The sequence below is a fragment of the Streptomyces sp. NPDC026092 genome, from assembly GCF_040638605.1.
Lineage (GTDB): Bacteria > Actinomycetota > Actinomycetes > Streptomycetales > Streptomycetaceae > Streptomyces.
In genome coordinates, this window is the sequence record NZ_JBEZYN010000026.1 from 77,159 (window position 1) to 101,001 (window position 23,843).

Below are 23,843 nucleotides of genomic sequence, written 5' to 3' on the forward strand. Positions count from 1 at the left end.
CCCGACCGGACGACTGGGAGGGCGCCGCGGTGCGTCCGTCCCGCGGGGGGCGGTGGGGTGGTGGCCCGAGGTCGGGTCGAGCGGGCGGTACGGGGTCGTGGGCCGGGTTTCGGGAATTACCCGGCCACGGTGGTCACCCAGGCCGCCGCCCCGTCCAGCGCGTTCTCCGCTTCGGGCAGGATGCCTCGCGCCCCCAGGAAGCCGTGGAAGACCCCGGTGTGCAGCTGCACCTGCGCCTGGACCCCGGCCGAGGAGAGGCGGCGCGCGTAGGCCAGGCCCTCGTCCCGCAGGAGGTCGCAGTCCGCGAGGACCACGAGGGTCGGGGGGAGACCGGTGAGGTCGGCCGCGAGGCCGGGAGACGCGGCCACCGGGTCGCCGGCCGGGCCCACGTACTGCTCCCAGTACCAGCGCATGTGGGCCGTCGTGTGGAAGAAGCCCTCGGCGTACGCCTCGGCGGAGGGCGAGTCCAGGCGGTGGTCCAGGGCCGGGTAGAAGAGGAGCTGGCCCGCGACCGGCGGGCCGCCCGCTTCCCGGGCGCGCAGGGCCGCGCCCGCCGCGAGGTTGCCGCCGCTGGAGTCGCCCGCCAGGAACAGCGGGCCGCCGTACCGCTCGGCCGCCCACTCCACGACCGCGTACACGTCGTCCTCGGCGGCCGGGAAGCGATGCTCGGGGGCGCGCCGGTAGTCCACGGAGACCACGGACGCGCCGGTACGGGACGCCAGTTCGCGGCAGAGGCCGTCGTGCGTGTCCAGGTCGCAGAGGACCCAGCCGCCGCCGTGCGCGAAGACGATGACCGGAGCGCCGACGTCCGCAGAAGGGCCGTACAGGCGTACTCGTACGCCGTTCGCCGTCTCCTCCCGGGGCGGCGGGATCTCCCGTACCCCCGCCCGTGCCGCCGCCCGCAGTGCCTCGGGGGAGCCCGGGCCGGGGAAGCCCGCCGACATCGCCTCGCACAGCGCACGGGCGGTCGGGGTCAGTGGATCCGTCATCCGGTCGTCAGCCCCCCGTCCACCGTGAACTCCGCGCCCGTCATGTACGCGGAGGCGTCCGAGACAAGGAAGGCGATCAGGCCGCCGACCTCCTCCGCCCGGCCCATCCGGCCGAGCGGGACGTGCGACCAGTCCCGGTCCGCGACCTCCGCCGTCATCGGTGTGTCGACGGCCCCCGGGTGCACCGAGTTGACGCGGATCCCGTACCGCGCGAGGTCGAGCGCCGACGAACGGGTCAGGCCGCGCAGCCCGAACTTGCTGGAGCCGTACGCCGCGTGGCCCGGTATGCCGACCAGGCCTGCCGTCGACGACACGTTCACGATCGAGCCGCCGCCCGCCTCGCGCAGCGCCGGCACGACGGCCTGGATGCCGAGGAACGGGCCCAACAGGTTGACCCGGAGGAGGAGTTCGAAGTTCTCGTACGTCTCCGACTCCACCGGAGCCGTCCGCCACAGCGCCGCGTTGTTGACCAGCGCGTCCACGCGGCCGTACGCGTCGACGGCGTGGGCGACCACCTTCCGCCAGTCGTCCGCTGAGGTCACGTCGTGGCGGACGAACACCCCCGCGTCGCCCAGCTCCGCCGCGACCGCCAGGCCCTCCTCCTCCCGTACGTCCGTGAGGACGACCCGCGCGCCCTCCGCCACCAGGAGCCGGGCCTCGGCCGCGCCCTGGCCGCGCGCCGCGCCGGTGACCAGGACGACCTTGTCTGCCAGGGAGCTCACTTGGCCGCCTCCAGCGCGCGGAAGTGCGGGATGACCTTCTCGCCCCACTGCCGGATGGTCTCCATGCAGACCTCCTGGGGGACCGTCCCCATCTGGATCAGGCACATCACCTCGTCGACGCCGATCTCGCGGAGCTGCTCGACGTACGCGATGGCGGTGTCGGCGTCCCCGTAGGCGTGGTCGGTGTTGTACGTGCCGGTGTCGACCGGGCGGGCCGGGATGTTCGCCTCGTGGAGGCGGGCGACCAGCTCCTCGCGGCGCCGTTCCAGCGCGCCCGTGTGGTCCTCGTCCTCCGCGTAGCCGGTCGGGGCGGGCGCGTTGCCGTACCAGTGGGCGATCGACTCGGCGAAGAAGCGCTGGCCGCGCGTGCCGAGCCGGAGCGCGTGCTCGGCGTCGTCCAGGACGATCGTCGGGCAGAGCGCCGAGAAGTGGTCGTTGACCTCGGAGGAGACGAGCCGGGAGCCGTCGCGTACGGCGATGGCCTCGTCGTACACCTTCCGCATCGCGCGCACGTCGTCGGCGCCCGCGAAGCCCATCACCAGCGCGCCGATGCCGAGTTCGGCGGCGAGCTTGAGGGTGTCGTGTTTCGAGCAGGCCATGAAGAGCGGCGGGTGCGGGTCCTGCACGGGGCGGGGCAGGATCGCGCCCGGGCCGATGTCGATCGAGCCGTGCCACTCGAACTGCTCCTCGCGCCAGGCGTGCGAGAAGATCCGCAGCGCCTCCTCCATCTGCGGGTACGTGTCCTCGGGGCGCACGCCGTACATCCGCATCTCCTGCCGGGTCGCGCCCCGGCCGGCGCCGATGTCCACCCGGCCGCCGCTGAGCACGTCGAGCATCGCGGCGCGCTCGGCCACCCGCACCGGGTGCTGGTAGCCGAAGGGCATGGTGACGACGCCGTGGCCGATGCGGATGCGTTCGGTGCGGGCGGCGACCCAGGTCAGGAAGATCTCGGACGCGCTCATGTGCGCGTACTGGGTGAGGGAGTGGTGCTCGACCGCCCATACGCGGTCGAAGCCCATCTTCTCGGCGTGGACGGCCTGTTCGACGCAGTCGTGGATGACCTGGCGCTCCCGCTCGGGGGTCGGGTCGACGAGCTGGGCCTCGAAGATCATGGAGAACTTCACGGTGAACTCCTCTCCTCTTCTATTTCTAATAGGAATACTTCTAGCAGTCATACCTGGGGTGGGGAAGGGGGCCGTAGACTTCGGTCCGTGGCGGACAAGAAGCGGGCAGGTCAGGAAGACGTCCCGGAGATCCCGGGGTTCCCGGCGACCAGCTGGGCGGTGCTCGGGCTGCTCTCCTTCGGCGAGGAGCTGTCCGGCTACGACCTGAAGAAGTGGTCCGACTGGTCGCTGCGCTTCTTCTACTGGAGCCCGTCGTTCAGCCAGATCTACAGCGAGCTGAAGCGACTGGAGAAGGCCGGTTACGCCACCTCGCGGACGGTCGCCCAGGAGACGGGCAGCCGCGACAAGCGGGTCTACCGGATCACGGACGAGGGGATGGCCGCCGTCCGTACGTGGGCGCGTACCGCGCCCGTGGATCCGCCCGTGCTCAAGCACGGGCCGATGCTGCGGCTCTGGCTCGGGCATCTCCTCGAACCCGAACAGCAGCGCGAAGTCCTCGCCCGGCACCGGGAGTTCGCCGAGACCATGCGGCTGCGCGCGGAGGCCGACGTGGAGGGGGCGAAGGCCGAGGAGGCGTGGGCGTATCCCACGCTCACCCTCAAGTGGGCCGAGCGGTACTACGCCTCCGAGCGCGATCTGGCGGACGCCATGCTCGCCGACATCGAGGAGCTGGAGAAGGCGCGCGCAGCCTCTGAAGCGACTGAGGGCAAGCGCCCGTAGCTGCGGCGGAAGTAGAGCAGCGGGCCGGTGTCGCGGTGCGCGGTGAGCGCGTCGACCCGGCCGAGCGCGATGGCGTGGTCTCCGCCGTCCAGGACGGCGTCGAGCGTGCACTCGATCGTCGCGAGCGCTCCGTCGAGCAGTGGCGCGCCTGCGGCGCCGGGCCGCCAGGCCGTACCGGCGAACTTGTCGCCGCCCGTCACCGCGAAGCGCCGGCAGAGCTCCTCCTGGTCGGCCGCGAGCACGTTCACCGCGAACCGGCCCGACGCGCGGATCCGCGGCCAGGTCGTCGAGGTGTGCGCCGGGCAGAAGCAGACCAGGGGCGGGTCGAGCGAGACGGACGAGAAGGACTGCACCGCCATGCCGACGGGCCGTCCGTCGGCCGGGTCGCGGGCGGTGATGACGGCGACACCCGTGCAGAAGCCCGCCAGTGCGGACTTCATGTCGGTGGGATCCGGATCCATGGGGCCTCCTGAGAATGTTCCTACTAGGTATATGCCTAACCGAAACACCTGTGATTGGATACCCGCCACGCTCGCACGTCAAGTAGGGAGGGTCAGTGATCAGCCCCCAGCAAGTGCCACAGCAACCCACGGGGCAACTACCCCGCACCATCGCCGAGTTGTCCGACTGGGCGGCTGCCGAGCACGCCGATCGAGCCCTTGAGGCGCTGGTCGGGGGCGGGGCCGGTGGAGTCGACGACGGGGTCCGCTGGGGCTTCGCGCGGCTCCGCGACGAGATCGCCGCCGCCGCGCGCGCCGCCCTCGCCCACGGCGTACGGCACGGCGACCGGGTCGCTATCTGGGCCCCCAACAGCCGCCGCTGGATCACCGCCGCCCTCGGCGCGGTCGCGGTCGGCGCCGTCCTCGTACCGGTCAGCACCCGCTACAAGCCCGCCGAGGCCGCCGACATCGTGCGCCGCAGCGGCGCCCGGTTCCTGTTCACCGAACACGACTTCCTCGGCACCGACTACGTCGCCGCCCTGCACGGCTCCGGGGAGGACCTCGGGGCCCTGCGCTCCACCCTCACCCTCCACGGACCCGACTGGGACGCCTACCTCGCCGCCGGCGCCGCCGTCCCCGAGAACGAGCGGATCGCCCGCGCCGCCGCCGTACGCCCCGACGACCTCTGCGACATCCTCTACACCTCGGGCACCACCGGCCGCTCCAAGGGCGTGATGACCACCCACGGCCAGACCCTGCGCGTGTACGCCGACTGGGCCCGGCTCGTCGGACTGCGCGCCGGCGACCGGTATCTGCTGGTCAACCCCTTCTTCCACACCTTCGGCTACAAGGCCGGGGTGCTCGCCTGCCTGCTGACCGGCGCGACCATGCTCCCCGAGGCCGTCTACGACGCCGACCGCGTCCTGGAACGGATCGCCGCCGAGCGCGTCACCTGCCTCATGGGACCGCCGACCGTCTTCCACGGCCTGATCCACCACCCGCGCCGCGCGGCGCACGACCTCTCCGCGCTCCGGCTCGCCGGGACCGGCGCGGCCACCGTGCCCGCCCCGCTCGTCCAGGAGATACGGGACGAACTCGGGGCGCCCGACGTCTTCACCGCGTACGGGCTCACCGAGTCCTGCGGCGTGGTCTCCGTCTGCCCGACGGACGCCGACGCCGAGACCGTCGCCCACACCGTCGGCCTGCCGCTGCCCGGCACCGAGATCCGGATCGCCTCCCCGCTCGGCGCGGTGCTCGGCCCCGGGGAGCCCGGCGAGATCCAGGTCCGCGGCCACCACGTCATGCGCGGCTACCTCGACGACCCGGCGGCCACGGCCGAGGCGGTCGTCGACGGCGGCTGGCTGCGCACCGGGGACATCGGCACCCTCGACGAGCGCGGCTACCTCGCGGTGACCGACCGGCTCAAGGACATGTACGTCGTGGGCGGCTTCAACGCCTACCCGGCCGAGATCGAGCACGTCCTCCTGCGCCACGAGGCCGTCCGCGACGCCGCCGTCGTCGGCGCACCGGACGAGCGGCTCGGCGAGGTCGGAGTCGCGTTCGTCGTGACCGACCGCGCCCTGGACGAGGGCGAGTTGACCACCTGGGCCCGCGAGCGGCTCGCCAACTTCAAGGTCCCGCGCCGCTTCGTCGTCGTCCCCGAGCTGCCGCGGAACGCCGGAGGCAAGCTCCTCAAGGGCGAACTGCGGCGCGCGGCGAGAGGAGAGGACGCATGAGGACGACCCCTGAGCAGGACGAACTGCGGGCGGCGGTACGGTCCGTGCTCGCCCACCACGAGGGCGCGGCGGCCTGGGCACCGCTGACCGGGCAGATCGGCGTGGCGGCCCTCGCCGTACCGGAGGCGTACGGCGGACTCGGCTGCGGGCTGCCGGAGATCGCCGTGGTGGCGGGGGAGTTGGGGCGGGCCCTCAGCCCGGTCCCGTTCCTCGGCTCGGCCGTCCTGCCCGTGACCGCCCTCCTCGCCGCGGGCGACTGGGACGCCTGCGCCCGCCTCCTGCCCGGCCTCGCCGAGGGCACCGGGTCCGGCGCGCTCGCCTGGGCGGAGGAGGGCGGCTGGGAGGCGGGGGCGCTCGCGACGACGGCGGACGGCGACACGTACCTCACCGGCCGCAAGGAGTACGTCCTGGCCGCACCCGAGCGCCCGGACCTGTGCCTGGTCTTCGCCGTCGACGCCCGCACCGGCCGCCTGGGCCTCTATGAACTCGGGGGCGATCAGTGGGAGTTCACCCTCGCTCCCACCCTCGACCGGACCCGCCCGCTCGCCCGGATCCGGCTCGACCGGGCACCCGCACGGCTCCTCTCCGCCGACGGGGAGGCCGTCCTCGCGCGCGTGCGCGACGTGGCCGCGACCGTCCTCGCCGCCGAGCAGGTCGGGGGCGCCGAGCGGGCCCTGGCGGACACGGTCCGACACGTCGGCGAGCGCGTCCAGTTCGGACGGCCCATCGGCTCCTTCCAGGCCGTCAAGCACCGCCTGGCCGACCTGTACACCGCCGTCGAGTCCGCCCGCTCCCTCGCCATGGCCGCCGCCCACGCCGACGCGGAACCCCTCGCCGCGGCGGCCGCGCGGGCGGTGTGCTCGGAGACGTACGAGACGGTCGCGGGCGAGATGATCCAGCTCCACGGCGGCATCGGCGTGACCTGGGAACACCCGGCCCACGACCACCTCAAACGCGCCCACCAGTGCGCCCGCCTCTTCGGACCGCCCGCCGAGCACCGGGGCCGTATCGCCGCCGCGCTCGGCCTCGACCCCCTGGTTCCCGCCCCCTGATCACGTACGCTCGGCATCCTCGTAATGGGGAGGGGAGCTGTCCGTGGCACTGAGTCTGCGCAAGGTCGAGGAGACCGCACCGGCGCTGGTGAGTCTGTACAAGTCGGCCGGGGTCTCGCTGCGCAAGCACGGGATGGACGGGCAGCGGGTGGCCGTCTACCTGGTGCTCGACTACTCGGGCTCCATGAAGCCGTACTACAAGGACGGCAGCGTCCAGGCGCTCGCCGACCGGGTGTTGGGGCTCTCGGCCAACCTGGACGACGACGGGCGGGTGCCCGTCGTCTTCTTCTCCACCGACATCGATGCCGAGACGGACATCGAACTCGCCGGCCACCAGGGGCGGATCGACCGGATCGTCGCCGGGCTCGGCCACATGGGCAAGACCAGCTACCACCTGGCGATGGACGCGGTCATCGACCACTACCTCGACAGCGGCGCGACCGCCCCCGCGCTCGTCGTCTTCCAGACGGACGGCGGGCCGATCAACAAGCTCGCGGCCGAGCGGTACTTGTGCAAGGCGGCCGAGCTGCCGCTCTTCTGGCAGTTCGTCGGCTTCGGCGACCCGGGCAGCCGGCAGTTCGAATTCCTGCGGAAGCTGGACGAGTTGGCGGTTCCGCAGAGGCGGTGCGTCGACAACGCGGGCTTCTTCCACGCCGGCCTGGACCCGCGTACCGTCCCGGACACCGAGCTGTACGACCGGATCGTCGCCGAGTTCCCGGCGTGGCTGGCGGCCGCGCGGGCCAGGTCCATCGTCCGGGCGTGACGGCGGTCGAAAACCTGTGGCCGGGTGGCAGTGGGCCCGTGATAGTGGGCCCATGGCATCTCTTGTGCGACATGTGACGATCGACTGCGCCGACGCGTACACCCTGGCGACCTTCTGGGCCGCCGCCCTGGACTCCAAGGTCTCCGACGACGACAAGCCCGGTGACCCGGAGGCGCTGGTCGAGACCGCCGCGGGCGCGCTGCTCTTCATTCAGGTGCCGGAGGCGAAGTCGGTCAAGAACCGCGTTCACCTCGACCTCCAGCCGCAGGACCGCAGCCGTGACGAGGAGGTCGAGCGGCTGCTCGCCCTCGGCGCCACGGTCTTCGAGGACCACCGGAAGCCCGGCGGTCTGGGGTGGGTGACGATGGTGGACCCCGAGGGCAACGAGTTCTGCGTCGAGCGGAGCCGGGCGGAGCGTGAGGCCACGGAGGCCGCGGCGGCTTCGACGGCCACGGCGGCGTCGGAGTAATCCAGACAGAGGATGTCCGGTTTCCGGTGTTCACTGGAGTCATGGGACACACCAGCACCGGATCCGGAACCTCCTGGGCGGCCTTCGCCGCCGCCGAGCCCGAACTCGCCTCGACCGTACGGGAGCGCTTCGGGCAGTTCACCCACCACGTGCTCGGCACCCTGCGGAAGGACGGCTCGCCCCGGCTCAGCGGGATCGAGGCGGACTTCCGCTGGGACGAGCTGTGGCTCGGCATGATGCCGAACTCCCGCAAGGCCCTGGACCTGCGACGCGACCCCCGCTTCTCGCTGCTCGCCAACCCGGGCTCGGGCACGGACATGGGCGGCGGGGACGTCCGGATCTCCGGCCGGGTCGTGGAGATCTCCGACCCGGTGGAGCTGGACCGGTACGCGGAGGCGGTCGGGATGCCGATGCCGTTCCACGTCTTCCGGGTCGAGCCGACGGAGGTCGTCCGCACGTTCGTCGAGGGCGACGACATGGTCATCCGTTCGTGGACGCCGGGGCGGCCGGTGCGGACGATCCGGCGCGGTACGGACGACAGCCCGCCGCGTGAGACGACGTCATGAACCGTCGTCGGCGTCGCGGTCGTACGTCTCCATGACCCTGGCTCGGCACCAGGACGGGGTGCCCCAGGCGTCCCGGAGCGGACGGGCCTTGCGCAGCCAGGCGGAGAGGTCGAGTTCCTCGGTGTAGCCGACGGCGCCGTGGATCTGCAGGGCGGTACGGGCGGCGGTGTACGCGGCCTCGCCCGCGGCGACCTTGGCGGCGGCGAGATCGGTGCTCCGGAACGTGACCGCTGCTCCGAAGAGGAGGGGGCGGGCGAACTCCAGGGCGATCAGGGTGTCGGCGAGGCGGTGCTTGACCGCTTGGAAGGAGCCGATCTCGGTGCCGAACTGGCGGCGCTGCTTGGCGTACGCGACGGTCCGGTCGAGGAGCGTGAGCCCGACGCCGAGGGCTTGTGCGGCGGTGGCGAGCATGGCCCATTGCCGGGCGTGCGCGGCCGCCGCGGTGACGGCGGGGCCGGCTGCCAGGAGCTCCCCGCCGGGGGTGGGGCGGGCGAGGCGTCGGGCGGGGTCCGGTGAGGTGCGGACCGGCTCGTGCCCGGGGGCCAGGCGGAGTTCGTCCCCCTGGACGACGAGGATCACGTCGGCGACGTCCGCGTCCAGCGCGTACCGGGGCTCCCCGGGTTGTGGGCAGTCGTTCCGCTGGGCGGAACGACTGCCCACAACGGGGGCCAGCGTGGCGATGGTCTGCCCCGTCGCAAGCCCCGGCAGCAGGCGCTTCGCGGGGGCCGGGTCGCCCCGTTCGGCCAGTTCCGTCAGGAGTGCCGACGCCGCCACCGTTTCCACCACCGGGCCCGGGACCCCGTGGCGGCCCAACTCCACGAACGCTGTGGTCAGTTCGATGGGGAGGGGGCCCACGCCCTCGTGGTGCTCCGGGATCGCCAGGGCGAAGACGCCCGCTTCCGCCAGGCGGGACCACAGGGTGCGGCCGGGAGTCGGGTCGCCCGTCGCCCAGGAACGTATCGCCGTCGGCGTGTCCGCCGCCGTCAGCATCGCGTCCAGGGAGCGCGCGAAGTCGCGCTGCTCGTCCGTCGGCAGGAATCGCATCAGCGCCGCCCCTTCGGCAGGCCGAGCAGCCGCTCGGCGATGATGTCGCGCTGGATCTCGTTGGTGCCCGCGTAGATCGGGCCCGCGAGCGAGAAGACGTACCCCTCGCCCCACTCCCCGTCCGCCGACTCCGTCTCGTCGTCCAGCAGATCGAGCGCCGTCTCGTGCAGCGCGATGTCGTACTCCGACCAGAAGACCTTGTTCAGGCTCGACTCCGCCCCGATCTCCCCCACTCTCGACTCCGCTCGAGCGGGGGCACCCCCATCCCCCGCCGCGAACCGCGACGCGCCGCCCGCCGTGAAGAGCTGGTACGCCCGCGCCCCGATCACCGCGTTCGCGACCCGGTCCCGTAGCCCGGGGTCCGCGCCCGTCGCCCGCCACAGCCCCACCAGACGGTCGGCCGCCGCCAGGAAGCGGCCCGGGGAGCGGAGCATCAGGCCGCGTTCGTTGCCGGTCGTGGACATCGCGATCCGCCAGCCCTGGCCGGGCTCCCCGATCACGTCCTCGTCGGGTACGAAGACCTCGTCGAGGAAGAGCTCCGCGAACGCCGGCTTCCCGTCGAGCCGGCCGATCGGCCGGACCGTCACCCCCGGCGCCCGCAGGTCGAACATCAGGTACGTCAGCCCCCGGTGCGGCCGGGCCGGGTCCGTCTCCGGGTCGGTGCGGAAGATCCCGAAGGCCCGGTCGGCGAAGGCGGCCCGCGAGGACCAGGTCTTCTGGCCGGACAGCAGCCAGCCGCCCTCCGTCCGTACCGCCCGCGAGGAGAGCGACGCCAGGTCCGAGCCCGATTCCGGCTCCGACCAGGCCTGCGCCCAGACGACCTCCCCGGTCGCCATCGAGGGCAGCACGCGCGCCCGCTGCTCCTCCGTCGCGTGGTCGAAGAGGGTCGGAGCGAGCAGGTTGATGCCGTTCTGCGAGACCCGGCCGGGCGCCCCCGCCGCGTAGTACTCCTCCTCGAAGACCAGCCACCGGAAGATGCCGGCGCCCCGGCCCCCGTACCGCTCCGGCCAGGACACCACCGACCAGCGGTCGGCGGCGAGTTCGGCCTCCCAGGCGCGGTGCGCGGCGAAGCCCTCCCGGGTCTCCAGGGACGGCAGCGGCTCCGCCGGGACGTGGGCCCGCAGCCACTCCCGCGCCTCCGCGCGGAACTCCCGTTCCTCCTCGCTGTACGACAGGTCCATCAGACCCCCGCCTCCTTCATCGCCGCCACGTCCATCCCGCCCAGCGGGTCCGCCGAGGTCTCCGCGTTGTGGGCGTGGGCGAGATGGTGGAGCCCGAAGACCGAGTCCATCCCGGCGTGCAGGCCCTGGAGGTCCTCCGCCTGGTTCACCGCCCGCTTGGTCAGGGCGAGTCCCAGTCGGGGCATCTCGGCTATCCGTAGCGCCAACTCATCGGTTGCAGACGGCAGCTCTCGCCGCTCCACCAGCCTGTTCACCATGCCGATCTCGTACGCCCTGCGCGCGCTCATCCGGTCGCCCGTGAACAGGAACTCCTTCGCGATCCTCGGCGGCATCACCCACGGGTGGGCGAAGTACTCGACGCCCGGGATGCCCATCCGTACCACCGGGTCGGCGAAGAACGCGTCCTCGCTCGCCACGATCAGGTCGCAGACCCACGCCAGCATCAACCCGCCCGCCACACAGGCCCCTTGGACGGAGGCCACCACCGGCTTGGGGAGTTCGCGCCAGCGCCGGCACATGCCGAGATAGACCTCGGACTCGCGGGCGAAGCGGGACTCGGCGCCGCGCTTGTCGGAGTGGTCCCACCACAGTCCGGCGCGGCGGTTGAAGGGGAGATGGGCGTCTCGTTCGGGGGTGCCGATGTCGTGGCCCGCCGAGAAGTGCTCGCCCGCGCCGGCGAGCACGACGACCTTGACCTCGGAGTCCTCGGCCGCCCGGTAGAAGGCCTCGTCCAGGGCGTAGGTCATCGCGGAGTTCTGGGCGTTGCGGTAGCGGGGGCGGTTCATGGTCACGTACGCGACCGGGCCGCGACGCTCGTACAGCACGGGCATCTGCATCCTTCGACGCTCCTTCCCTAACAAGTGTTTGGTAGGTTAACGTACGGCCATGAGCAGCGCCATGAGCAGCGTCGAGGAGTTCCGCACCGAGATACGGGACTGGCTACGGGCCCACCTCGGGGCTGAGTTCGCCGCCCTCAAGGGCCTCGGTGGACCGGGTCGCGAGCACGAGGCCTTCGCCGAACGCCTCGCGTGGGAACGGCACTTGGCCGCCCACGGCTGGACCTGCGTCGGCTGGCCGAAGGAGTACGGCGGGCGCGGGGCGAGCCTCGAGGAGCAGATCGCCTTCCACGAGGAGTACGCCCTCGCCGACGCCCCCGCCCGCGTCAACCACATCGGCGAACAGCTCCTCGGCCCCACCCTCATCGACCACGGAACCGAGGAGCAGAAGGCCCGCTTCCTGCCCCCGATCCGGGCCGTCGAGGAGCTCTGGTGCCAGGGCTACAGCGAGCCCGACGCCGGCTCCGACCTCGCCGCCGTCCGCACCCGCGCCGCCCTCGACGGCGACCAGTGGGTGGTGAACGGCCAGAAGATCTGGACCTCCCTCGCCCACGAGTCCCAGTGGTGCTTCGTCGTCGCCCGCACCGAGCCGGGCTCGCGGCGGCACGCGGGACTCTCGTACCTGCTCGTCCCCATGGACCAGCCGGGCGTCGAGGTCCGGCCGATCGTCCAGCTCACCGGCACCAGCGAGTTCAACGAGGTCTTCTTCGACGGCGCCAGGGCCGACGCCGCGCACGTCGTCGGCGCGCCCGGCGACGGCTGGCGGATCGCGATGGCCACCCTCGGCTACGAACGCGGTGTCTCCACCCTCGGCCAGCAGGTCGGCTTCCGGCGCGAATGGGAGGGCCTCGTCGCGCTCGCCCGGCGCAACGGCTCCCTCGCCGACCCGCTGATCCGCGACCGGCTCGTCCGGGCCTGGACCGGGCTGCAGGCCATGCGCGCGGGCGCGCTGCGCTCCACCGACCCCTCCATGGCCAAGCTCTACTGGTCGCACTGGCACCGCGACCTCGGCGAACTCGCCATGGACATCTGCGGCGCCGCCGCCACGGTCGTCGCCGCCGAACCGTACGAACTCGACGAGTGGCAGCGGCTGTTCCTCTTCTCCCGCGCCGACACCATCTACGCCGGATCCAGCGAGATCCAGCGCAACCTCATCGCCGAGCGGGTGCTCGGCCTCCCGAAGGAGCCGCGCCCATGACGCCACCCCCCTACGTCCCGGGGCACGGCCTGCTCGCCGGCCGTACCGCCGTCATCACCGCCGCCGCCGGAGCCGGCATCGGCGGCGCCACCGCCCGCCGCTTCCTGGAGGAGGGCGCCAGGGTCCTCATCAGCGACGCCCACGCCCGCCGCCTCAAGGAGAGCGAGGCCGCCCTCGCCGCCGAGTTCGGCGCCGACCGGGTCGACGCCCTCGCCTGCGACGTCACCGAAGAGAGCCAGGTCCAGGCCCTCTTCGACACCGCCGTACGGCTCCACGGCCGCCTCGACGCCGTCGTCAACAACGCGGGCCTCGGCGGCACCGCCGCGCTCGTCGACATGACCGACGACCAGTGGGGGCGCGTCCTCGACGTCACCCTGGGCGGCACCTTCCGCTGCACGCGCGCCGCCCTGCGCCACTTCCAGGGCGCGGACCACGGCGGCGTGATCGTCAACAACGCCTCCGTCGTCGGCTGGCGCGCCCAGGCCGGGCAGGCCCACTACGCCGCCGCCAAGGCCGGCGTCATGGCCCTCACCCGCTGCGCCGCGATCGAGGCGGCGGAATACGACGTCCGCGTCAACGCCGTCTCCCCGTCCCTCGCCATGCACCCGCACCTGGTCAAGGTCACCTCCGCCGAGCTGCTCGCCGAGCTGACCGAGCGCGAGGCCTTCGGGCGGTACGCCGAACCCTGGGAGATCGCCAACGTCATCGTCTTCCTCACCAGCGGCTACTCCTCCTACATGACCGGCGAGACCGTCTCCGTCAGCAGCCAACGCGCGTAGGACCAGAATGGACGTGTGCCGAAGACAGCCAGCAGCGACAGCAAGAAGAAGACCCCCGTGACCGCCTCGCCCGAGCGGCGCCGCGAGCTCCTGGACACGGCGGCCGAGGTGTTCGCCGCCCAGGGGTACAACGCCACGACCGTCCGCAAGATCGCCGACGCCGCCGGCATGCTCGCCGGCAGCCTCTACTACCACTTCGATTCCAAGGAATCGATGCTCGACGAGATCCTCTCCACCTTCCTGACCGAGCTGTGGGAGGGGTACGACGCCGTCCTCGCCGCCGGACTCGGCCCCAGGGAGACCATCGAGGCCCTCGTCACCGAGTCCTTCCGGGAGATCGACCGGCACCGTGCCGCCGTCGCCATCTACCAGAAGGAGTCCAGGCACCTCAGCGACCAGCCCCGCTTCCACTACCTCTCCGACTCGCAGCAGAAGTTCGAGAAGGCGTGGCTGGGAACCCTGGAGCGCGGAGTGGAGGCCGGCACCTTCCGGGCCGACCTCGACATCCGGCTCACCTACCGCTTCGTGCGCGACACCGTCTGGGTCGCCGCGTCCTGGTACCGCCCGGGCGGACAGCACAGCCCGGAGGAGATCGCCCGCCAGTACCTGTCGATGGTCCTGGACGGGATCGCCGTACGCACCTAGCCCCACGTTCCACCGACGTCTGGAGGAGTTGTCATGGCCGAGGCCTACATCGTCGAAGCGGTCCGCACCCCGGTGGGCCGCCGCAAGGGAGGCCTGGCCTCCGTCCACCCGGCGGACCTCGGAGCCCATGTCCTGAAGGCCCTCGTCCAGCGCTCGGGCGTCGACCCCGCCGCCGTCGAGGACGTCGTCTTCGGCTGCCTCGACACCGTGGGCCCGCAGGCCGGCGACATCGCCCGTACGGCCTGGCTCGCCGCGGGACTCCCCGAGGAGGTCCCCGGCGTCACGATCGACCGCCAGTGCGGCTCCTCCCAGCAGGCCGTGCACTTCGCCGCCCAGGGCGTCCTCTCCGGCACCCAGGACCTGGTCGTCGCCGGCGGTACGCAGAACATGTCGATGATCCCGATCGCCTTCGCCTCCCGGCAGGCCGCCGAGCCCCTCGGCCTGACCGAGGGCCCCTACGCCGGCTCCGAGGGCTGGCGGGCCCGCTACGGCGACGCGCCCGTCAACCAGTTCCACGGCGCCGAGCTGATCGCCAAGAAGTGGGGGATCACCCGCCGTGACCAGGAGGAATTCGCCCTCCGCTCGCACGAGCGGGCGCTGCGCGCGATCGACGAGGGCCGCTTCGACCGCGAGACCGCGGCCTACGGCGACGTGACCGTGGACGAGGGCCCGCGCCGCGACACCACCCTGGAGAAGATGGCCGGCCTGAAGCCCGTCGTGGAGGGCGGCACGATCACGGCGGCCTGCTCCTCCCAGGTCTCCGACGGCGCCGCGGCCATGCTGCTCGCGAGCGAGCGGGCCGTACGGGAGCACGGCCTCACCCCGCGCGCCCGGATCCACCACCTCTCGGTCCGGGGCGAGGACCCGATCCGGATGCTCTCCGCGCCGATACCGGCGACCGCGTACGCCCTGAAGAAGACCGGCATGGCCATCGACGACATGGACCTCGTCGAGATCAACGAGGCCTTCGCCCCGGTCGTCCTCGCCTGGCTGAAGGAGACCGGCGCCGACCCGGCACGGGTGAACGTCAACGGCGGCGCGATCGCGCTGGGCCACCCGCTCGGCGCGACCGGCGTGAAACTGATGACCACGCTCCTGCACGAGCTGGAGCGCACGGGCGGCCGCTACGGCCTCCAGACCATGTGTGAAGGCGGCGGCCAGGCCAATGTGACGATCATCGAGCGGCTCTGAGGCCCTACCGCGCGGTATGTGACGTGCGTCGCCGCCTCGCCCTTCGGGTGGGGCGGCGTGCTAAGGTTCCCTGTGTTGCTAGTTGGTACCCATGAACTTTATGTGCGCCTGACGGGAATGTTCCTCAGGCGCAATTTTGTTTTCCGGACTCTCCGGGATGGGACCCTTACCTATTCAGGAGAAAACATGGCTACCGGAACCGTGAAGTGGTTCAACGCCGAAAAGGGCTTCGGCTTCATCGAGCAGGACGGCGGCGGCGCCGACGTCTTCGCCCACTACTCCAACATCGCGACCTCCGGCTTCCGTGAGCTGCAGGAAGGCCAGAAGGTCACCTTCGACGTCACGCAGGGCCAGAAGGGCCCGCAGGCGGAGAACATCCTCCCCGCCTGATCGCCGTACGCGATTCTCGCAGCCGGGGCCCGCACCGCGCAGGTGCGGGTCCCGGCTCGCGCTGTGCTCAGGCACTTGCCCGGGCGCACTGCCCGGGCGCACTGCTCAGGGCGTCTGCTCAGGCCAGGAAGGCATTTCCCATGACTCGCTCCGAACAGCGGCCCCGCCGGGCCGCCGAATCCCGCTCCGGAACCACGTCCGGAAATTCCCGCCGCGGCTCCGCCGCCCCCAGGGGCAACGGCAGGCCCAAGGCCGCCGGACGCGGCCGTGGACCGGCCACGCCTCCGCCGCCGCGCGAGTTCACCCTGCCTGAGACGCTGACGCCCGCGCTCCCCTCCGTCGAGTCCTTCGACGCCCTCGACATGCCCGCCGCCCTGGTCAAGACCTTGAACGCGCAGGGCGTCACCGAGCCGTTCCCGATCCAGGGCGCCACCCTGCCGAACTCGCTCGCCGGCCGGGACATCCTCGGCCGCGGCCGCACCGGCTCCGGCAAGACCCTCGCCTTCGGCCTCGCGCTCCTCGCCCGCACCGCGGGCCGCCGCGCCGAGCCCAAGGCGCCGCTCGCCCTGGTCCTGGTGCCCACCCGCGAGCTCGCCCAGCAGGTCACCGACGCGCTCTCGCCGTACGCCACCTCGGTGCAGCTGCGGCTCGCCACCGTCGTCGGCGGTCTGTCGATCACCAAGCAGTCGAACTCCCTGCGCCGTGGCGCCGAGGTCCTCGTCGCCACGCCCGGCCGACTCAAGGACCTCATCGAGCGGGGCGACTGCCGGCTCGACCAGGTCGCGATCACGGTCCTCGACGAGGCCGACCAGATGGCCGACATGGGCTTCATGCCGCAGGTCACCGCGCTGCTCAAGCAGGTCGAGCCGAACGGCCAGCGGATGCTGTTCTCGGCCACCCTGGACCAGAACATCGACCGGCTCGTGAAGATGTTCCTCAACGACCCGGTCGTGCACTCCGTCGACCCGTCGGCGGGCGCCGTCACGACGATGGAGCACCACGTGCTCTACGTCGCCGACGAGACCGACAAGAAGGCCGTCACCACTCGCATCGCGGCGCGTGACGGGCGCACGATCCTCTTCCTGGACACCAAGCGGGCCGTGGACCGGCTGGTCAAGCGGCTCCTCGCCAGCGGCGTCCGGGCCTCCGGGCTGCACGGCGGCCGCTCGCAGCCGCAGCGCAACCGCACCCTGGACCAGTTCAAGAACGGCCAGGTCACCGTCCTGGTCGCGACCAACGTGGCGGCCCGCGGCATCCACGTCGACGACCTCGACCTGGTCGTCAACGTCGACCCGCCGATCGACCACAAGGACTACCTGCACCGCGGCGGCCGCACCGCCCGGGCCGGCGAGTCCGGCAGCGTCGTCACCCTCGTCCTGCCCGAGCAGAAGCGCGACATGGGCCGGCTGATGTCCAACGCCGGGATCAGCCCGCGCACGGCGCAGATCAAGTCCAGCGACGAGGAGCTGACCCGCCTCACCGGCGCCCGCGAGCCCTCGGGCGTCCCGGTCGTCATCGAGGTCCCCCAGCCGACCCAGCCCGCGAGCGCCCGCAACGGCGGATCGCGCTCCCGCCGCGGCGGTGGCGGCTCCGGCGGCGGCAACGGTGGCGGCCGTTCCCGCTCCGGTGTCAACGCCCGTACGGGTGGTTCCGGTGCCAACGCCCGTACGGGTACGGGTGGTTCGCCCACCCGTACCCGCAGCGGAGGCGGCGGTCGTGGCCGCCGGTCCGGCGGCGCCGCCTAGGCGCTGTCCTCTAGTCGACGAGCCGGTCCTGGAGTTGCGCGAGGGTGCGCGGCTCCAGAGCCAGGCCGTCGGTGAGGTAGCGGAGCACGCTGCCGTAGCGGGTCTTCGCCTCGGCCAGCGCGGCGTTCAGGTACTCGGTCCGTACCTCCTGCATCGGGATGAGCAGGTCCGGGTTCTGCATCAGCCCGGCCTGCTTCAGGCCCGCGCGGAGCTGGGCGTCGTAGGCGGCCCGGAACGTGTTGGAGGCCAGGAAGTCCTCCACGGCGTACCGCTCGGGCACCCCGACCACCGTCAGCAGCAGGTAACTCAGCCAGCCCGTACGGTCCTTGCCCGACGTGCAGTGGTACAGCAGCGGTCCCGCGCCCGGGCGGGCGATGTCGCGGATCGTCGCGGCGAACCGCGCCCGGTTGTCGGCGCTGGTGACGAACGAGCGGTAGACCTCCGCCATGAACGCGGGCGCCCGGCCGCCGCCCAGCATCTCCTCCTGCTTCACCGGGTCCCGGGAGCCGATCGCCGCCCGGATCAGGGCGTTGAGACCGTTGTCGGTCACCGCCCGCGAGACCGGGACGAGCCCGCCGGGCAGCCGGTCGGCGCCGTCGGACTGGACCTCGAGCGGAATCCGGAAGTCGACCACCGTGGACAGGCGAAGCCCCGCGAGCGTGGTCACGTCTGCGTCGGTGAGCTTGCCCAGGGCATCGGCCCGGTAGACCAGGCCCTGGCGCACCCGATCGCCGGTGTACGTGAGATAGCCGCCCAGGTCACGGACGTTGACCGCGCCCTGGAGGGGGATGTGCCGGACGGCCGAGGCGCGGAGCCGACGGCGGGGCGCCGCGACGGCCGGAGAGGCGAGCGAGACGATGGCGGTGGCACCGGCGGTGCTCAGCAGTGCGCGTCTCGATAGGGGCATGACTGAACTCCCTGTGCTGGAACTCCCGTAGGGGGAGAGCGGGTTCACCCTGCTGTCGGCAGGGTGCGGAGCACTTTCTCTGCCTCGGACATGACGCGCAGGACGAGTTCCTCACAGCTGGGGAGGTCCTCGATGATCCCGGCGACCTGTCCGGACGCCATGACGCCGAGGTCGGTGCGTCCCTCGACCATGGACGCTTTGAGGAGCATGGGGGTGTTCGCGGCGAGCAGGACCTGGCTCCACGACAGGTCCTTGCCGTGCTTCATGGCGAGGCCGTCGCGGACCATGGCCGGCCAGGAGAGCCCCGAGAGCCTGCGGAAGCCCGCCGCCCGGCGGACCGCCTGCGTCAACGCCCGTACCCGGCCCGCCCGTTCGAGGGCGGCGACCATCTCCGTACGGAGCATCCGGTGCGGGAGCCCGTCGAGGGCCGTCGTCACCGTCACGTCCTTCACCGTGGCGGCGAGGTACTTCGCCTTCACGGCGTCGGGGACGGTGGAGTCGGAGGTGAGGAGGAAGCGGGTGCCCATGGCGATGCCCGCGGCCCCGTAGGAGAGCGCGGCCACCAGACCGCGCCCGTCGTGGAAGCCGCCGGCCGCGATCACCGGGATGGAGACCGCGTCCACGACCTGCGGCAGCAGGACCGTCGTGGCGACGTCGCCGGTGTGCCCGCCGCCCTCGCCGCCCTGCACGATCACCGCGTCCGCGCCCCAGGCCGCGACCTTCTCGGCGTGCCGCCGGGCCCCGATCGAGGGGACGACGACCACGCCGGCGTCCTTCAGCTCCGCGATCAGCCCGCGGGACGGTGCGAGCGCGAAGGAGGCGACCCGTACGCCCTCGTCGACGATGATCCGCACCCGCTCGCGGGCGTCGCCCGCGTCCGCGCGCAGATTGACCCCGAAGGGCCGGTCCGTACGGGACTTCACCTCGCGGACCGCCGCGCGCAGTTCGTCGACGGTCATCGTCGCCGAGGCGAGGATGCCGAGCGCGCCCGCCTCGGCGGTGGCCGAGACGAGGCGTGGCCCGGCGACCCAGCCCATGCCGGTCTGGACGATCGGGTACCGCACCCCGGTGAGCCGGGTGAGCGCCGTCTCCATCAGACCCGTACCTCCCGGTCCCGCAGCCCCTTGGGGTCGATGACCTCGCGGATGAGCCGCAGCTCCTCGTCGGTCGGCTCGCGGGTGTACGGGACGTCGTCACCGATCACGAGCTCGAAGCCGGTGGCCTGCCGGACCTGGTCCACGGTGACGCCCGGGTGCAGGGAGGCGAGCCGCATGGAGCGGTCGGGCGTCTCGAAGTCGAAGACGCCGAGGTCGGAGACGACCCGGGGGATCCGGTGGAACCGCTCCGCCCCGGCGGCCGCCGCCCGGTCGTAGCCGACGCCGCTCACCATGTCGACGCGCTCGACGAAGACCCGGGGCGAGTGCTTGGGGACCCAGTAACTCACCGGGTTGTTGAGGGTGTTGACGGGCGCGCCGCGGACGCCGAGGAGCTGGCGGGCGGGGCGGGACCAGTCGCCGATGCAGGAGATGTTCTGGTTGCCGTGCCGGTCGATCTGGCTCGCGCCCATCATGACGTGCCGCTTGCCGCCGGTGACCATCGTCAGGTGCCGGCGGTACGGCAGCCAGCCCTCGGGCTCCCCGTCGAGGCCGACGAGCATCGCCTCGCCGTCGGTCAGGAGCAGGTCGGGGGCGAAGGAGCGTTTGGCGAGCCGGGCGCCGAAGGAGGAGACGGGGGCCATCGCGGCCGCGAGGACCTCGCCGTTGTCGCGCCAGGCTTCGGCGCAGGCGACGATGCAGTACTCAGGGCGGGTGGGCGGGAGGAGGGGGGCGCGGGTCGTGGGCGTGGTCGCGGTGGTCACTGCTGCTCCTCGTGCCAGGTTCGTACGGCCTGCTGGTAGTCGTCCTCGCACTTGCCGGCGAGGAACCGTTCGGCGAACTCGGGCCAGGGGGTGGTCGCATACAGCTTCTGGAAGGGCTCGTCGCGGCCGTGGTCGGGGACGCAGGAGGTGAAGTGGGCGCCGTTCGGGGTCTCGACGACGCCGGTGACGCTGTGCCGGCTGACGAGCAGGGACTGCGGTGCGGTGTCGGCGTCGAATCGGTCGACGATCCGCTCGCAGGAGACGTACGCGGTGTCGGCGGCCTCGCAGAAGAGGTCGTCGAAGTACGGGTCGGGTCCGAGGTACTGGCCGTTGCCGAGCCGGTCGGCGCGGTTGAGGTGGACGAAGGCGGCGTCCATGCGCAGGGCGGGCACGGCGACGAAGGTCTCCCCGTCCTCGTACGGCGAGGTGACCGTGCGCAGCTCGGGGTTGACCGTCATGACGTCCGAGCCGATCCCGGCGCGGACGGGCATGAAGGGCAGCCGGTTGGCGGCTGCGTGCAGGCCCCACATGAACATGGCCTCGTCGAGCTCGGTGAGGGCGAGGTCGCCGCGTTCGCGGGCCGCGCGGTAGTGCGGTTCGAGGGGGATGGAGTCCAGGGTGGTGAAGGCGGCGACGAGCCGGCGGATCCGGCCGGCGGCGGCGAGCAGGCCGACGTCGGGGCCGCCGTAGGAGATCACGGTGAGATCGGTGATCTCGGACCGGAGCAGCGCTCTGACCAGGGCCATCGGCTTGCGGCGCGAGCCCCAGCCGCCGATGCCGAGGGTCATGCCGGAGCGGAGGCGGGAGACGACCTCGTCGGGGGTCATGGTCTTGTCGGTCACGGGGTGCCCTCCTTGGCCTTGTTGTCGGACCTGGCTTCGTCCTTGGCATCGGCCCCGGCATCGGCCCCGGCATCGGCCCCGGCCCCGTCCTTGGCCTCGCCCCTGCCGAAGGTGTCGCGGACGCGGTCGGCGACGCCGCTGAGGTTGGCCTCGAAGGTGAAGCCCTGCTCGAAGCGGTAGCTGCGGCGCACGTCCACGGGGTCGATGCCGTTGATGGCGGCCTTGGCGAGCCGGATCAGATAGCCGTCCTTGCGGGCGATCTCGCCCGCCAACTCCAGCGCCGCGTCGAGGAGTTCCGCGCGCGGTACGACCTTCCAGACCGAGCCGTGGGCGTGCAGCTCGGCGGCGGTGGCGGTGCGTGAGGTGTAGTAGAGCGCGCGCATCAGGTGCTGCGGGACGAGCCGGGCGAGGTGGGTGGCGGCGCCGAGCGCGCCCCGGTCCAGCTCGGGCAGTCCGAAGGTGGCGTCCTCGGAGGCGACGATCGCGTCCGCGTTGCCGACGAGCCCGATCCCGCCGCCCAGACAGAAGCCGCCGACGGCCGCGACGACCGGCACCTCGCAGTCGTAGACCGCCGCGAACGCCTCCGCGCAGCCGTGGTTGGCGCCGATCAGGCTCGCGTGGCCGGGGTCCCGCTGCATCTCCTTGATGTCGACGCCGGCGTTGAAACCGCGGCCCTCGGCGGCGAGCACGACACAGCGGGTCTCGGGATCCCGGCCGGCCGCGCGGATCGCGTCGGCGAGGTCGTACCAGCCCTGTACGGGAAGGGCGTTGACGGGTGGGAAGTCGACGGTGACAAGGGCGATGCCCTTGCCGGGGCTTGCGGTGGAGACACCCATGAGCGGATCAGCTACCTTTCCACCAAACATTTGTTAGGTGACTGCTTGGTCAGGAAAGGTAGCAGCCGATGGAGCTGGACGGGAGGGTGGCGGTCGTCACCGGTGGCACACGGGGGGTCGGCGCGGGCATCGCGCGGGCCTTCCTCGGGTCGGGCGCGCGGGTCGTGGTCTGCGCCCGCCGACCGCCGGACGAACCGGTGCGGGAAGCGGGCCGGGAGGCCGAGTTCGTCCCCGTCGACCTGCGGGATCCCGCGACGGTCGGCGACCTCTTCGCGGGGGTCGGTGAGCGGTACGGAAGGCTCGACACCCTGGTCAACAACGCGGGCGGCACGCCGTACCGGCTGCTCGGGGAGGGCGAGGCCGAACGGCACGCGCGGGTAATGGAGTTGAACCTGACCGCCCCGCTCACGGCCTCGCTCGCCGCCCACGGGCTGCTGCGGGAGTCGCGCGGCTCGGTCGTGATGATCGGCAGCGTCAGCGCGACCCGGCCTTCGCCGGGCACGGCCGCGTACGGCGCCGCGAAGGCCGGCCTGGAGAACCTCGCGCGGTCGATGGCCGTCGAGTGGGCCCCGTACGTCCGGGTGAACACCCTGGTCCTCGGGATGGTCCGGACCGAACTCTCCCATCTGCACTACGGGAACGAGGACGGGATCGAGGCCGTCGCCAGGACCGTGCCGCTCGGCCGGCTCGCCGAGCCCTCGGACGTGGGGGAGGCGGCCGTCTTCCTCGCCTCCGACCGGGCCGGATACGTCTCGGGGGCCGCACTGCTGGTGCACGGGGGCGGAGAACGCCCCGCGTTTCTGGATGCCGCGACTGTCAACAAGGAGAGCTGAGATGGGACTGCGCGAGGGACTGTGCGAAGGCCGGGTCGTGATCGTGACGGGCGCGGGGCGGGGGCTCGGCCGGGCGCACGCCCGGGCCTTCGCCGCCGAGGGGGCGAAAGTGGTCGTCAACGACCTGGGGGTCGGGCTCGACGGTTCGGCCGGCTCCGGCTCACCCGCCGAACAGGTGGTGGAGGAGATCCGTACGGCGGGCGGCGAGGCCGTCGCGCACGGCGGCGACATCGCCACGGAGGAGGGCGCGGCCTCGCTGGTGGCCGCCGCGCTCGACGCCTTCGGGCGGCTCGACACGCTGGTCAACAACGCGGGCTTCCTGCGGGACCGAATGCTCGTGAACCTCGGCGAGGACGACTGGGACGCCGTGATGCGCGTCCATGTGAAGGGCCACTTCCTGCCGCTGCGGCACGCCGCCGCCTACTGGCGGGCGGAGGCGAAGTCGGGGCGCGCGCCGGTGGCCCGCGTCGTCAACACGACGTCCGGCGCGGGGCTGCTCGGCAGCGTCGGGCAGGGCAACTACGCGGCGGCGAAGGCCGGGATCGTCGGCCTCACGCTGGTCGCGGCGGCGGAGATGGGCCGGTACGGCGTCCAGGTGAACGCGATCGCCCCGGCGGCCAGAACGCGGATGACCGAGCAGGCCTTCGCGGGCCTCGAGGCCGCGCCGGAGGACGTCTCGCCGCTGGTGGTCTGGCTCGGCTCGGCGTCCTCGGCGGGCGTGACCGGCCGCGTCTTCGAGGCGGAGGGCGGCCGCATCACGGTCATGGAGGGCTGGCGGGCCGGCCCTTCGGCCGACAAGGGCGCCCGCTGGACCCCGGCGGAGGCGGGGGAGGCGACGCTGAAACTGCTGGCGGCGGCGGAGGTCCCGGGGCGGGTGTACGGGGCGGCGGGCTGAGGGGCGCGTGGTGAGGGGGTTCGGGGTGTCGGCGTCTTGTCGTCGACGCTCATGGATTCGTTGCGGTGGACCTCCACCCCGT

Annotated in this window: 26 protein-coding genes; 14 read left to right on the top strand and 12 right to left on the bottom strand. The window is 72.5% G+C overall.

What is annotated here, in order from left to right; genetic code table 11:
* Positions 1-116 precede the first annotated feature (116 nt).
* The 3 genes from AB0F56_RS31805 to AB0F56_RS31815 are packed head-to-tail and all read right to left on the bottom strand — an operon-like array spanning position 117 to position 2,835.
* Positions 117-989, bottom strand: a complete 873-nt coding sequence (locus tag AB0F56_RS31805; RefSeq protein WP_362015992.1) for an alpha/beta hydrolase — start codon at positions 987-989, stop codon at positions 117-119.
* Positions 986-1,711: a glucose 1-dehydrogenase gene (locus AB0F56_RS31810; RefSeq protein ID WP_362015993.1), complete on the bottom strand. Its 726-nt coding sequence runs from the start codon at positions 1,709-1,711 to the stop codon at positions 986-988. The genes AB0F56_RS31805 and AB0F56_RS31810 overlap by 4 nt, the downstream gene beginning before the upstream one ends.
* Positions 1,708-2,835, bottom strand: a complete 1,128-nt coding sequence (locus AB0F56_RS31815; protein WP_362015995.1) for an LLM class flavin-dependent oxidoreductase — start codon at positions 2,833-2,835, stop codon at positions 1,708-1,710. The genes AB0F56_RS31810 and AB0F56_RS31815 overlap by 4 nt, the downstream gene beginning before the upstream one ends.
* An 87-nt stretch (positions 2,836-2,922) precedes the next feature.
* On the opposite strand from AB0F56_RS31815, the gene AB0F56_RS31820 reads away from it, so the two are divergent.
* Entirely contained in the window at positions 2,923-3,555 is a 633-nt protein-coding gene (locus AB0F56_RS31820; protein WP_362015997.1) for a PadR family transcriptional regulator, read from the top strand.
* Here AB0F56_RS31820 and AB0F56_RS31825 read toward each other — a convergent pair.
* Entirely contained in the window at positions 3,453-4,016 is a 564-nt protein-coding gene (locus AB0F56_RS31825) for a flavin reductase family protein (protein WP_362015999.1), read from the bottom strand. The two genes, AB0F56_RS31820 and AB0F56_RS31825, sit on opposite strands and share 103 nt — an antisense overlap.
* A gap of 158 nt (positions 4,017-4,174) precedes the next feature.
* Here AB0F56_RS31825 and AB0F56_RS31830 point away from each other — a divergent pair, with 158 nt between their 5' ends.
* From AB0F56_RS31830 to AB0F56_RS31850, 5 genes are read left to right on the top strand one after another with little or no spacing between them, the layout of a single operon-like run.
* Positions 4,175-5,731: a FadD3 family acyl-CoA ligase gene (locus AB0F56_RS31830; protein WP_362016001.1), complete on the top strand. Its 1,557-nt coding sequence runs from the start codon at positions 4,175-4,177 to the stop codon at positions 5,729-5,731.
* A complete protein-coding gene (locus tag AB0F56_RS31835) occupies positions 5,728-6,783 on the top strand; it encodes an acyl-CoA dehydrogenase family protein (protein WP_362016003.1) in 1,056 nt (351 codons plus the stop codon). The genes AB0F56_RS31830 and AB0F56_RS31835 overlap by 4 nt, the downstream gene beginning before the upstream one ends.
* Positions 6,784-6,826: 43 nt before the next feature.
* On the top strand, positions 6,827-7,546 hold the full coding sequence (locus AB0F56_RS31840) for a VWA domain-containing protein (RefSeq protein ID WP_362016005.1): 720 nt from the start codon (positions 6,827-6,829) through the stop codon (positions 7,544-7,546).
* Positions 7,547-7,598: 52 nt separating this feature from the next.
* Entirely contained in the window at positions 7,599-8,015 is a 417-nt protein-coding gene (locus AB0F56_RS31845) for a VOC family protein (protein WP_362016007.1), read from the top strand.
* A 41-nt stretch (positions 8,016-8,056) separates the two neighbouring features.
* The gene (locus tag AB0F56_RS31850) at positions 8,057-8,581 is read left to right on the top strand and encodes a pyridoxamine 5'-phosphate oxidase family protein (protein ID WP_362016009.1); all 525 of its coding nucleotides are present in this window, start codon (positions 8,057-8,059) and stop codon (positions 8,579-8,581) included.
* Here the strand turns inward: AB0F56_RS31850 and AB0F56_RS31855 are convergent.
* The 3 genes from AB0F56_RS31855 to AB0F56_RS31865 are packed head-to-tail and all read right to left on the bottom strand — an operon-like array spanning position 8,576 to position 11,642.
* Positions 8,576-9,625, bottom strand: coding sequence for an acyl-CoA dehydrogenase family protein (locus AB0F56_RS31855; RefSeq protein WP_362016011.1), 1,050 nt, complete (start codon positions 9,623-9,625; stop codon positions 8,576-8,578). The two genes, AB0F56_RS31850 and AB0F56_RS31855, sit on opposite strands and share 6 nt — an antisense overlap.
* Positions 9,625-10,806: an acyl-CoA dehydrogenase family protein gene (locus AB0F56_RS31860; RefSeq protein ID WP_362016013.1), complete on the bottom strand. Its 1,182-nt coding sequence runs from the start codon at positions 10,804-10,806 to the stop codon at positions 9,625-9,627. The genes AB0F56_RS31855 and AB0F56_RS31860 overlap by 1 nt, the downstream gene beginning before the upstream one ends.
* Entirely contained in the window at positions 10,806-11,642 is an 837-nt protein-coding gene (locus AB0F56_RS31865) for an enoyl-CoA hydratase (protein ID WP_362016014.1), read from the bottom strand. Before AB0F56_RS31865 ends, AB0F56_RS31860 begins: the two co-directional genes overlap by 1 nt.
* Before the next feature lie 49 nt (positions 11,643-11,691).
* Between AB0F56_RS31865 and AB0F56_RS31870 the strand changes: the two genes are divergently transcribed.
* The 6 genes from AB0F56_RS31870 to AB0F56_RS31895 all read left to right on the top strand — a co-directional run bounded on the left by AB0F56_RS31870 (position 11,692) and on the right by AB0F56_RS31895 (position 17,590).
* The gene (locus AB0F56_RS31870) at positions 11,692-12,840 is read left to right on the top strand and encodes an acyl-CoA dehydrogenase family protein (RefSeq protein ID WP_362016016.1); all 1,149 of its coding nucleotides are present in this window, start codon (positions 11,692-11,694) and stop codon (positions 12,838-12,840) included.
* Complete coding sequence (locus AB0F56_RS31875; RefSeq protein ID WP_362016018.1) at positions 12,837-13,619, top strand: SDR family oxidoreductase; 783 nt, start codon at positions 12,837-12,839, stop codon at positions 13,617-13,619. The genes AB0F56_RS31870 and AB0F56_RS31875 overlap by 4 nt, the downstream gene beginning before the upstream one ends.
* A 15-nt stretch (positions 13,620-13,634) precedes the next feature.
* On the top strand, positions 13,635-14,264 hold the full coding sequence (locus AB0F56_RS31880; RefSeq protein WP_362016020.1) for a TetR/AcrR family transcriptional regulator: 630 nt from the start codon (positions 13,635-13,637) through the stop codon (positions 14,262-14,264).
* Between the two features lie 33 nt (positions 14,265-14,297).
* Entirely contained in the window at positions 14,298-15,455 is a 1,158-nt protein-coding gene (locus tag AB0F56_RS31885; RefSeq protein WP_362016022.1) for an acetyl-CoA C-acetyltransferase, read from the top strand.
* 186 nt (positions 15,456-15,641) lie between these two features.
* Positions 15,642-15,845, top strand: coding sequence for a cold-shock protein (locus AB0F56_RS31890; protein WP_290114082.1), 204 nt, complete (start codon positions 15,642-15,644; stop codon positions 15,843-15,845).
* A gap of 140 nt (positions 15,846-15,985) precedes the next feature.
* Entirely contained in the window at positions 15,986-17,590 is a 1,605-nt protein-coding gene (locus AB0F56_RS31895) for a DEAD/DEAH box helicase (RefSeq protein ID WP_362016024.1), read from the top strand.
* 10 nt (positions 17,591-17,600) lie between these two features.
* Here the strand turns inward: AB0F56_RS31895 and AB0F56_RS31900 are convergent, their stop codons facing one another.
* From AB0F56_RS31900 to AB0F56_RS31920, 5 genes are read right to left on the bottom strand one after another with little or no spacing between them, the layout of a single operon-like run.
* On the bottom strand, positions 17,601-18,497 hold the full coding sequence (locus AB0F56_RS31900) for a tyrosine-protein phosphatase (RefSeq protein WP_362016026.1): 897 nt from the start codon (positions 18,495-18,497) through the stop codon (positions 17,601-17,603).
* 44 nt (positions 18,498-18,541) lie between these two features.
* The gene (locus AB0F56_RS31905; protein WP_362016028.1) at positions 18,542-19,591 is read right to left on the bottom strand and encodes a nitronate monooxygenase; all 1,050 of its coding nucleotides are present in this window, start codon (positions 19,589-19,591) and stop codon (positions 18,542-18,544) included.
* Positions 19,591-20,355: a CoA-transferase gene (locus tag AB0F56_RS31910; RefSeq protein ID WP_362016030.1), complete on the bottom strand. Its 765-nt coding sequence runs from the start codon at positions 20,353-20,355 to the stop codon at positions 19,591-19,593. The genes AB0F56_RS31905 and AB0F56_RS31910 overlap by 1 nt, the downstream gene beginning before the upstream one ends.
* A complete protein-coding gene (locus AB0F56_RS31915) occupies positions 20,352-21,197 on the bottom strand; it encodes a CoA-transferase (protein WP_362016032.1) in 846 nt (281 codons plus the stop codon). The genes AB0F56_RS31910 and AB0F56_RS31915 overlap by 4 nt, the downstream gene beginning before the upstream one ends.
* A complete protein-coding gene (locus AB0F56_RS31920) occupies positions 21,194-22,033 on the bottom strand; it encodes an enoyl-CoA hydratase family protein (protein WP_362016034.1) in 840 nt (279 codons plus the stop codon). The genes AB0F56_RS31915 and AB0F56_RS31920 overlap by 4 nt, the downstream gene beginning before the upstream one ends.
* A gap of 68 nt (positions 22,034-22,101) precedes the next feature.
* Here AB0F56_RS31920 and AB0F56_RS31925 point away from each other — a divergent pair, with 68 nt between their 5' ends.
* Together AB0F56_RS31925 and AB0F56_RS31930 are read left to right on the top strand one after the other, a co-directional pair.
* Complete coding sequence (locus AB0F56_RS31925; protein WP_362016036.1) at positions 22,102-22,866, top strand: SDR family oxidoreductase; 765 nt, start codon at positions 22,102-22,104, stop codon at positions 22,864-22,866.
* A gap of 1 nt (position 22,867) precedes the next feature.
* Positions 22,868-23,761: an SDR family oxidoreductase gene (locus AB0F56_RS31930; protein WP_362016038.1), complete on the top strand. Its 894-nt coding sequence runs from the start codon at positions 22,868-22,870 to the stop codon at positions 23,759-23,761.
* Positions 23,762-23,843 lie beyond the last annotated feature (82 nt).

Coding starts and splice junctions, on each gene's coding strand:
- AB0F56_RS31805 (WP_362015992.1), bottom strand. CDS start 989: ATGACGGATCCACTGACCCCGACCGCCCGTGCGCTGTGCGAGGCGATG.
- AB0F56_RS31860 (WP_362016013.1), bottom strand. CDS start 10,806: ATGGACCTGTCGTACAGCGAGGAGGAACGGGAGTTCCGCGCGGAGGCG.
- AB0F56_RS31925 (WP_362016036.1), top strand. CDS start 22,102: ATGGAGCTGGACGGGAGGGTGGCGGTCGTCACCGGTGGCACACGGGGG.
- AB0F56_RS31905 (WP_362016028.1), bottom strand. CDS start 19,591: ATGGAGACGGCGCTCACCCGGCTCACCGGGGTGCGGTACCCGATCGTC.
- AB0F56_RS31930 (WP_362016038.1), top strand. CDS start 22,868: ATGGGACTGCGCGAGGGACTGTGCGAAGGCCGGGTCGTGATCGTGACG.
- AB0F56_RS31850 (WP_362016009.1), top strand. CDS start 8,057: ATGGGACACACCAGCACCGGATCCGGAACCTCCTGGGCGGCCTTCGCC.
- AB0F56_RS31825 (WP_362015999.1), bottom strand. CDS start 4,016: ATGGATCCGGATCCCACCGACATGAAGTCCGCACTGGCGGGCTTCTGC.
- AB0F56_RS31890 (WP_290114082.1), top strand. CDS start 15,642: ATGGCTACCGGAACCGTGAAGTGGTTCAACGCCGAAAAGGGCTTCGGC.
- AB0F56_RS31875 (WP_362016018.1), top strand. CDS start 12,837: ATGACGCCACCCCCCTACGTCCCGGGGCACGGCCTGCTCGCCGGCCGT.
- AB0F56_RS31885 (WP_362016022.1), top strand. CDS start 14,298: ATGGCCGAGGCCTACATCGTCGAAGCGGTCCGCACCCCGGTGGGCCGC.
- AB0F56_RS31900 (WP_362016026.1), bottom strand. CDS start 18,497: ATGCCCCTATCGAGACGCGCACTGCTGAGCACCGCCGGTGCCACCGCC.
- AB0F56_RS31895 (WP_362016024.1), top strand. CDS start 15,986: ATGACTCGCTCCGAACAGCGGCCCCGCCGGGCCGCCGAATCCCGCTCC.
- AB0F56_RS31835 (WP_362016003.1), top strand. CDS start 5,728: ATGAGGACGACCCCTGAGCAGGACGAACTGCGGGCGGCGGTACGGTCC.
- AB0F56_RS31845 (WP_362016007.1), top strand. CDS start 7,599: ATGGCATCTCTTGTGCGACATGTGACGATCGACTGCGCCGACGCGTAC.
- AB0F56_RS31870 (WP_362016016.1), top strand. CDS start 11,692: ATGAGCAGCGCCATGAGCAGCGTCGAGGAGTTCCGCACCGAGATACGG.
- AB0F56_RS31920 (WP_362016034.1), bottom strand. CDS start 22,033: ATGGGTGTCTCCACCGCAAGCCCCGGCAAGGGCATCGCCCTTGTCACC.
- AB0F56_RS31855 (WP_362016011.1), bottom strand. CDS start 9,625: ATGCGATTCCTGCCGACGGACGAGCAGCGCGACTTCGCGCGCTCCCTG.
- AB0F56_RS31865 (WP_362016014.1), bottom strand. CDS start 11,642: ATGCAGATGCCCGTGCTGTACGAGCGTCGCGGCCCGGTCGCGTACGTG.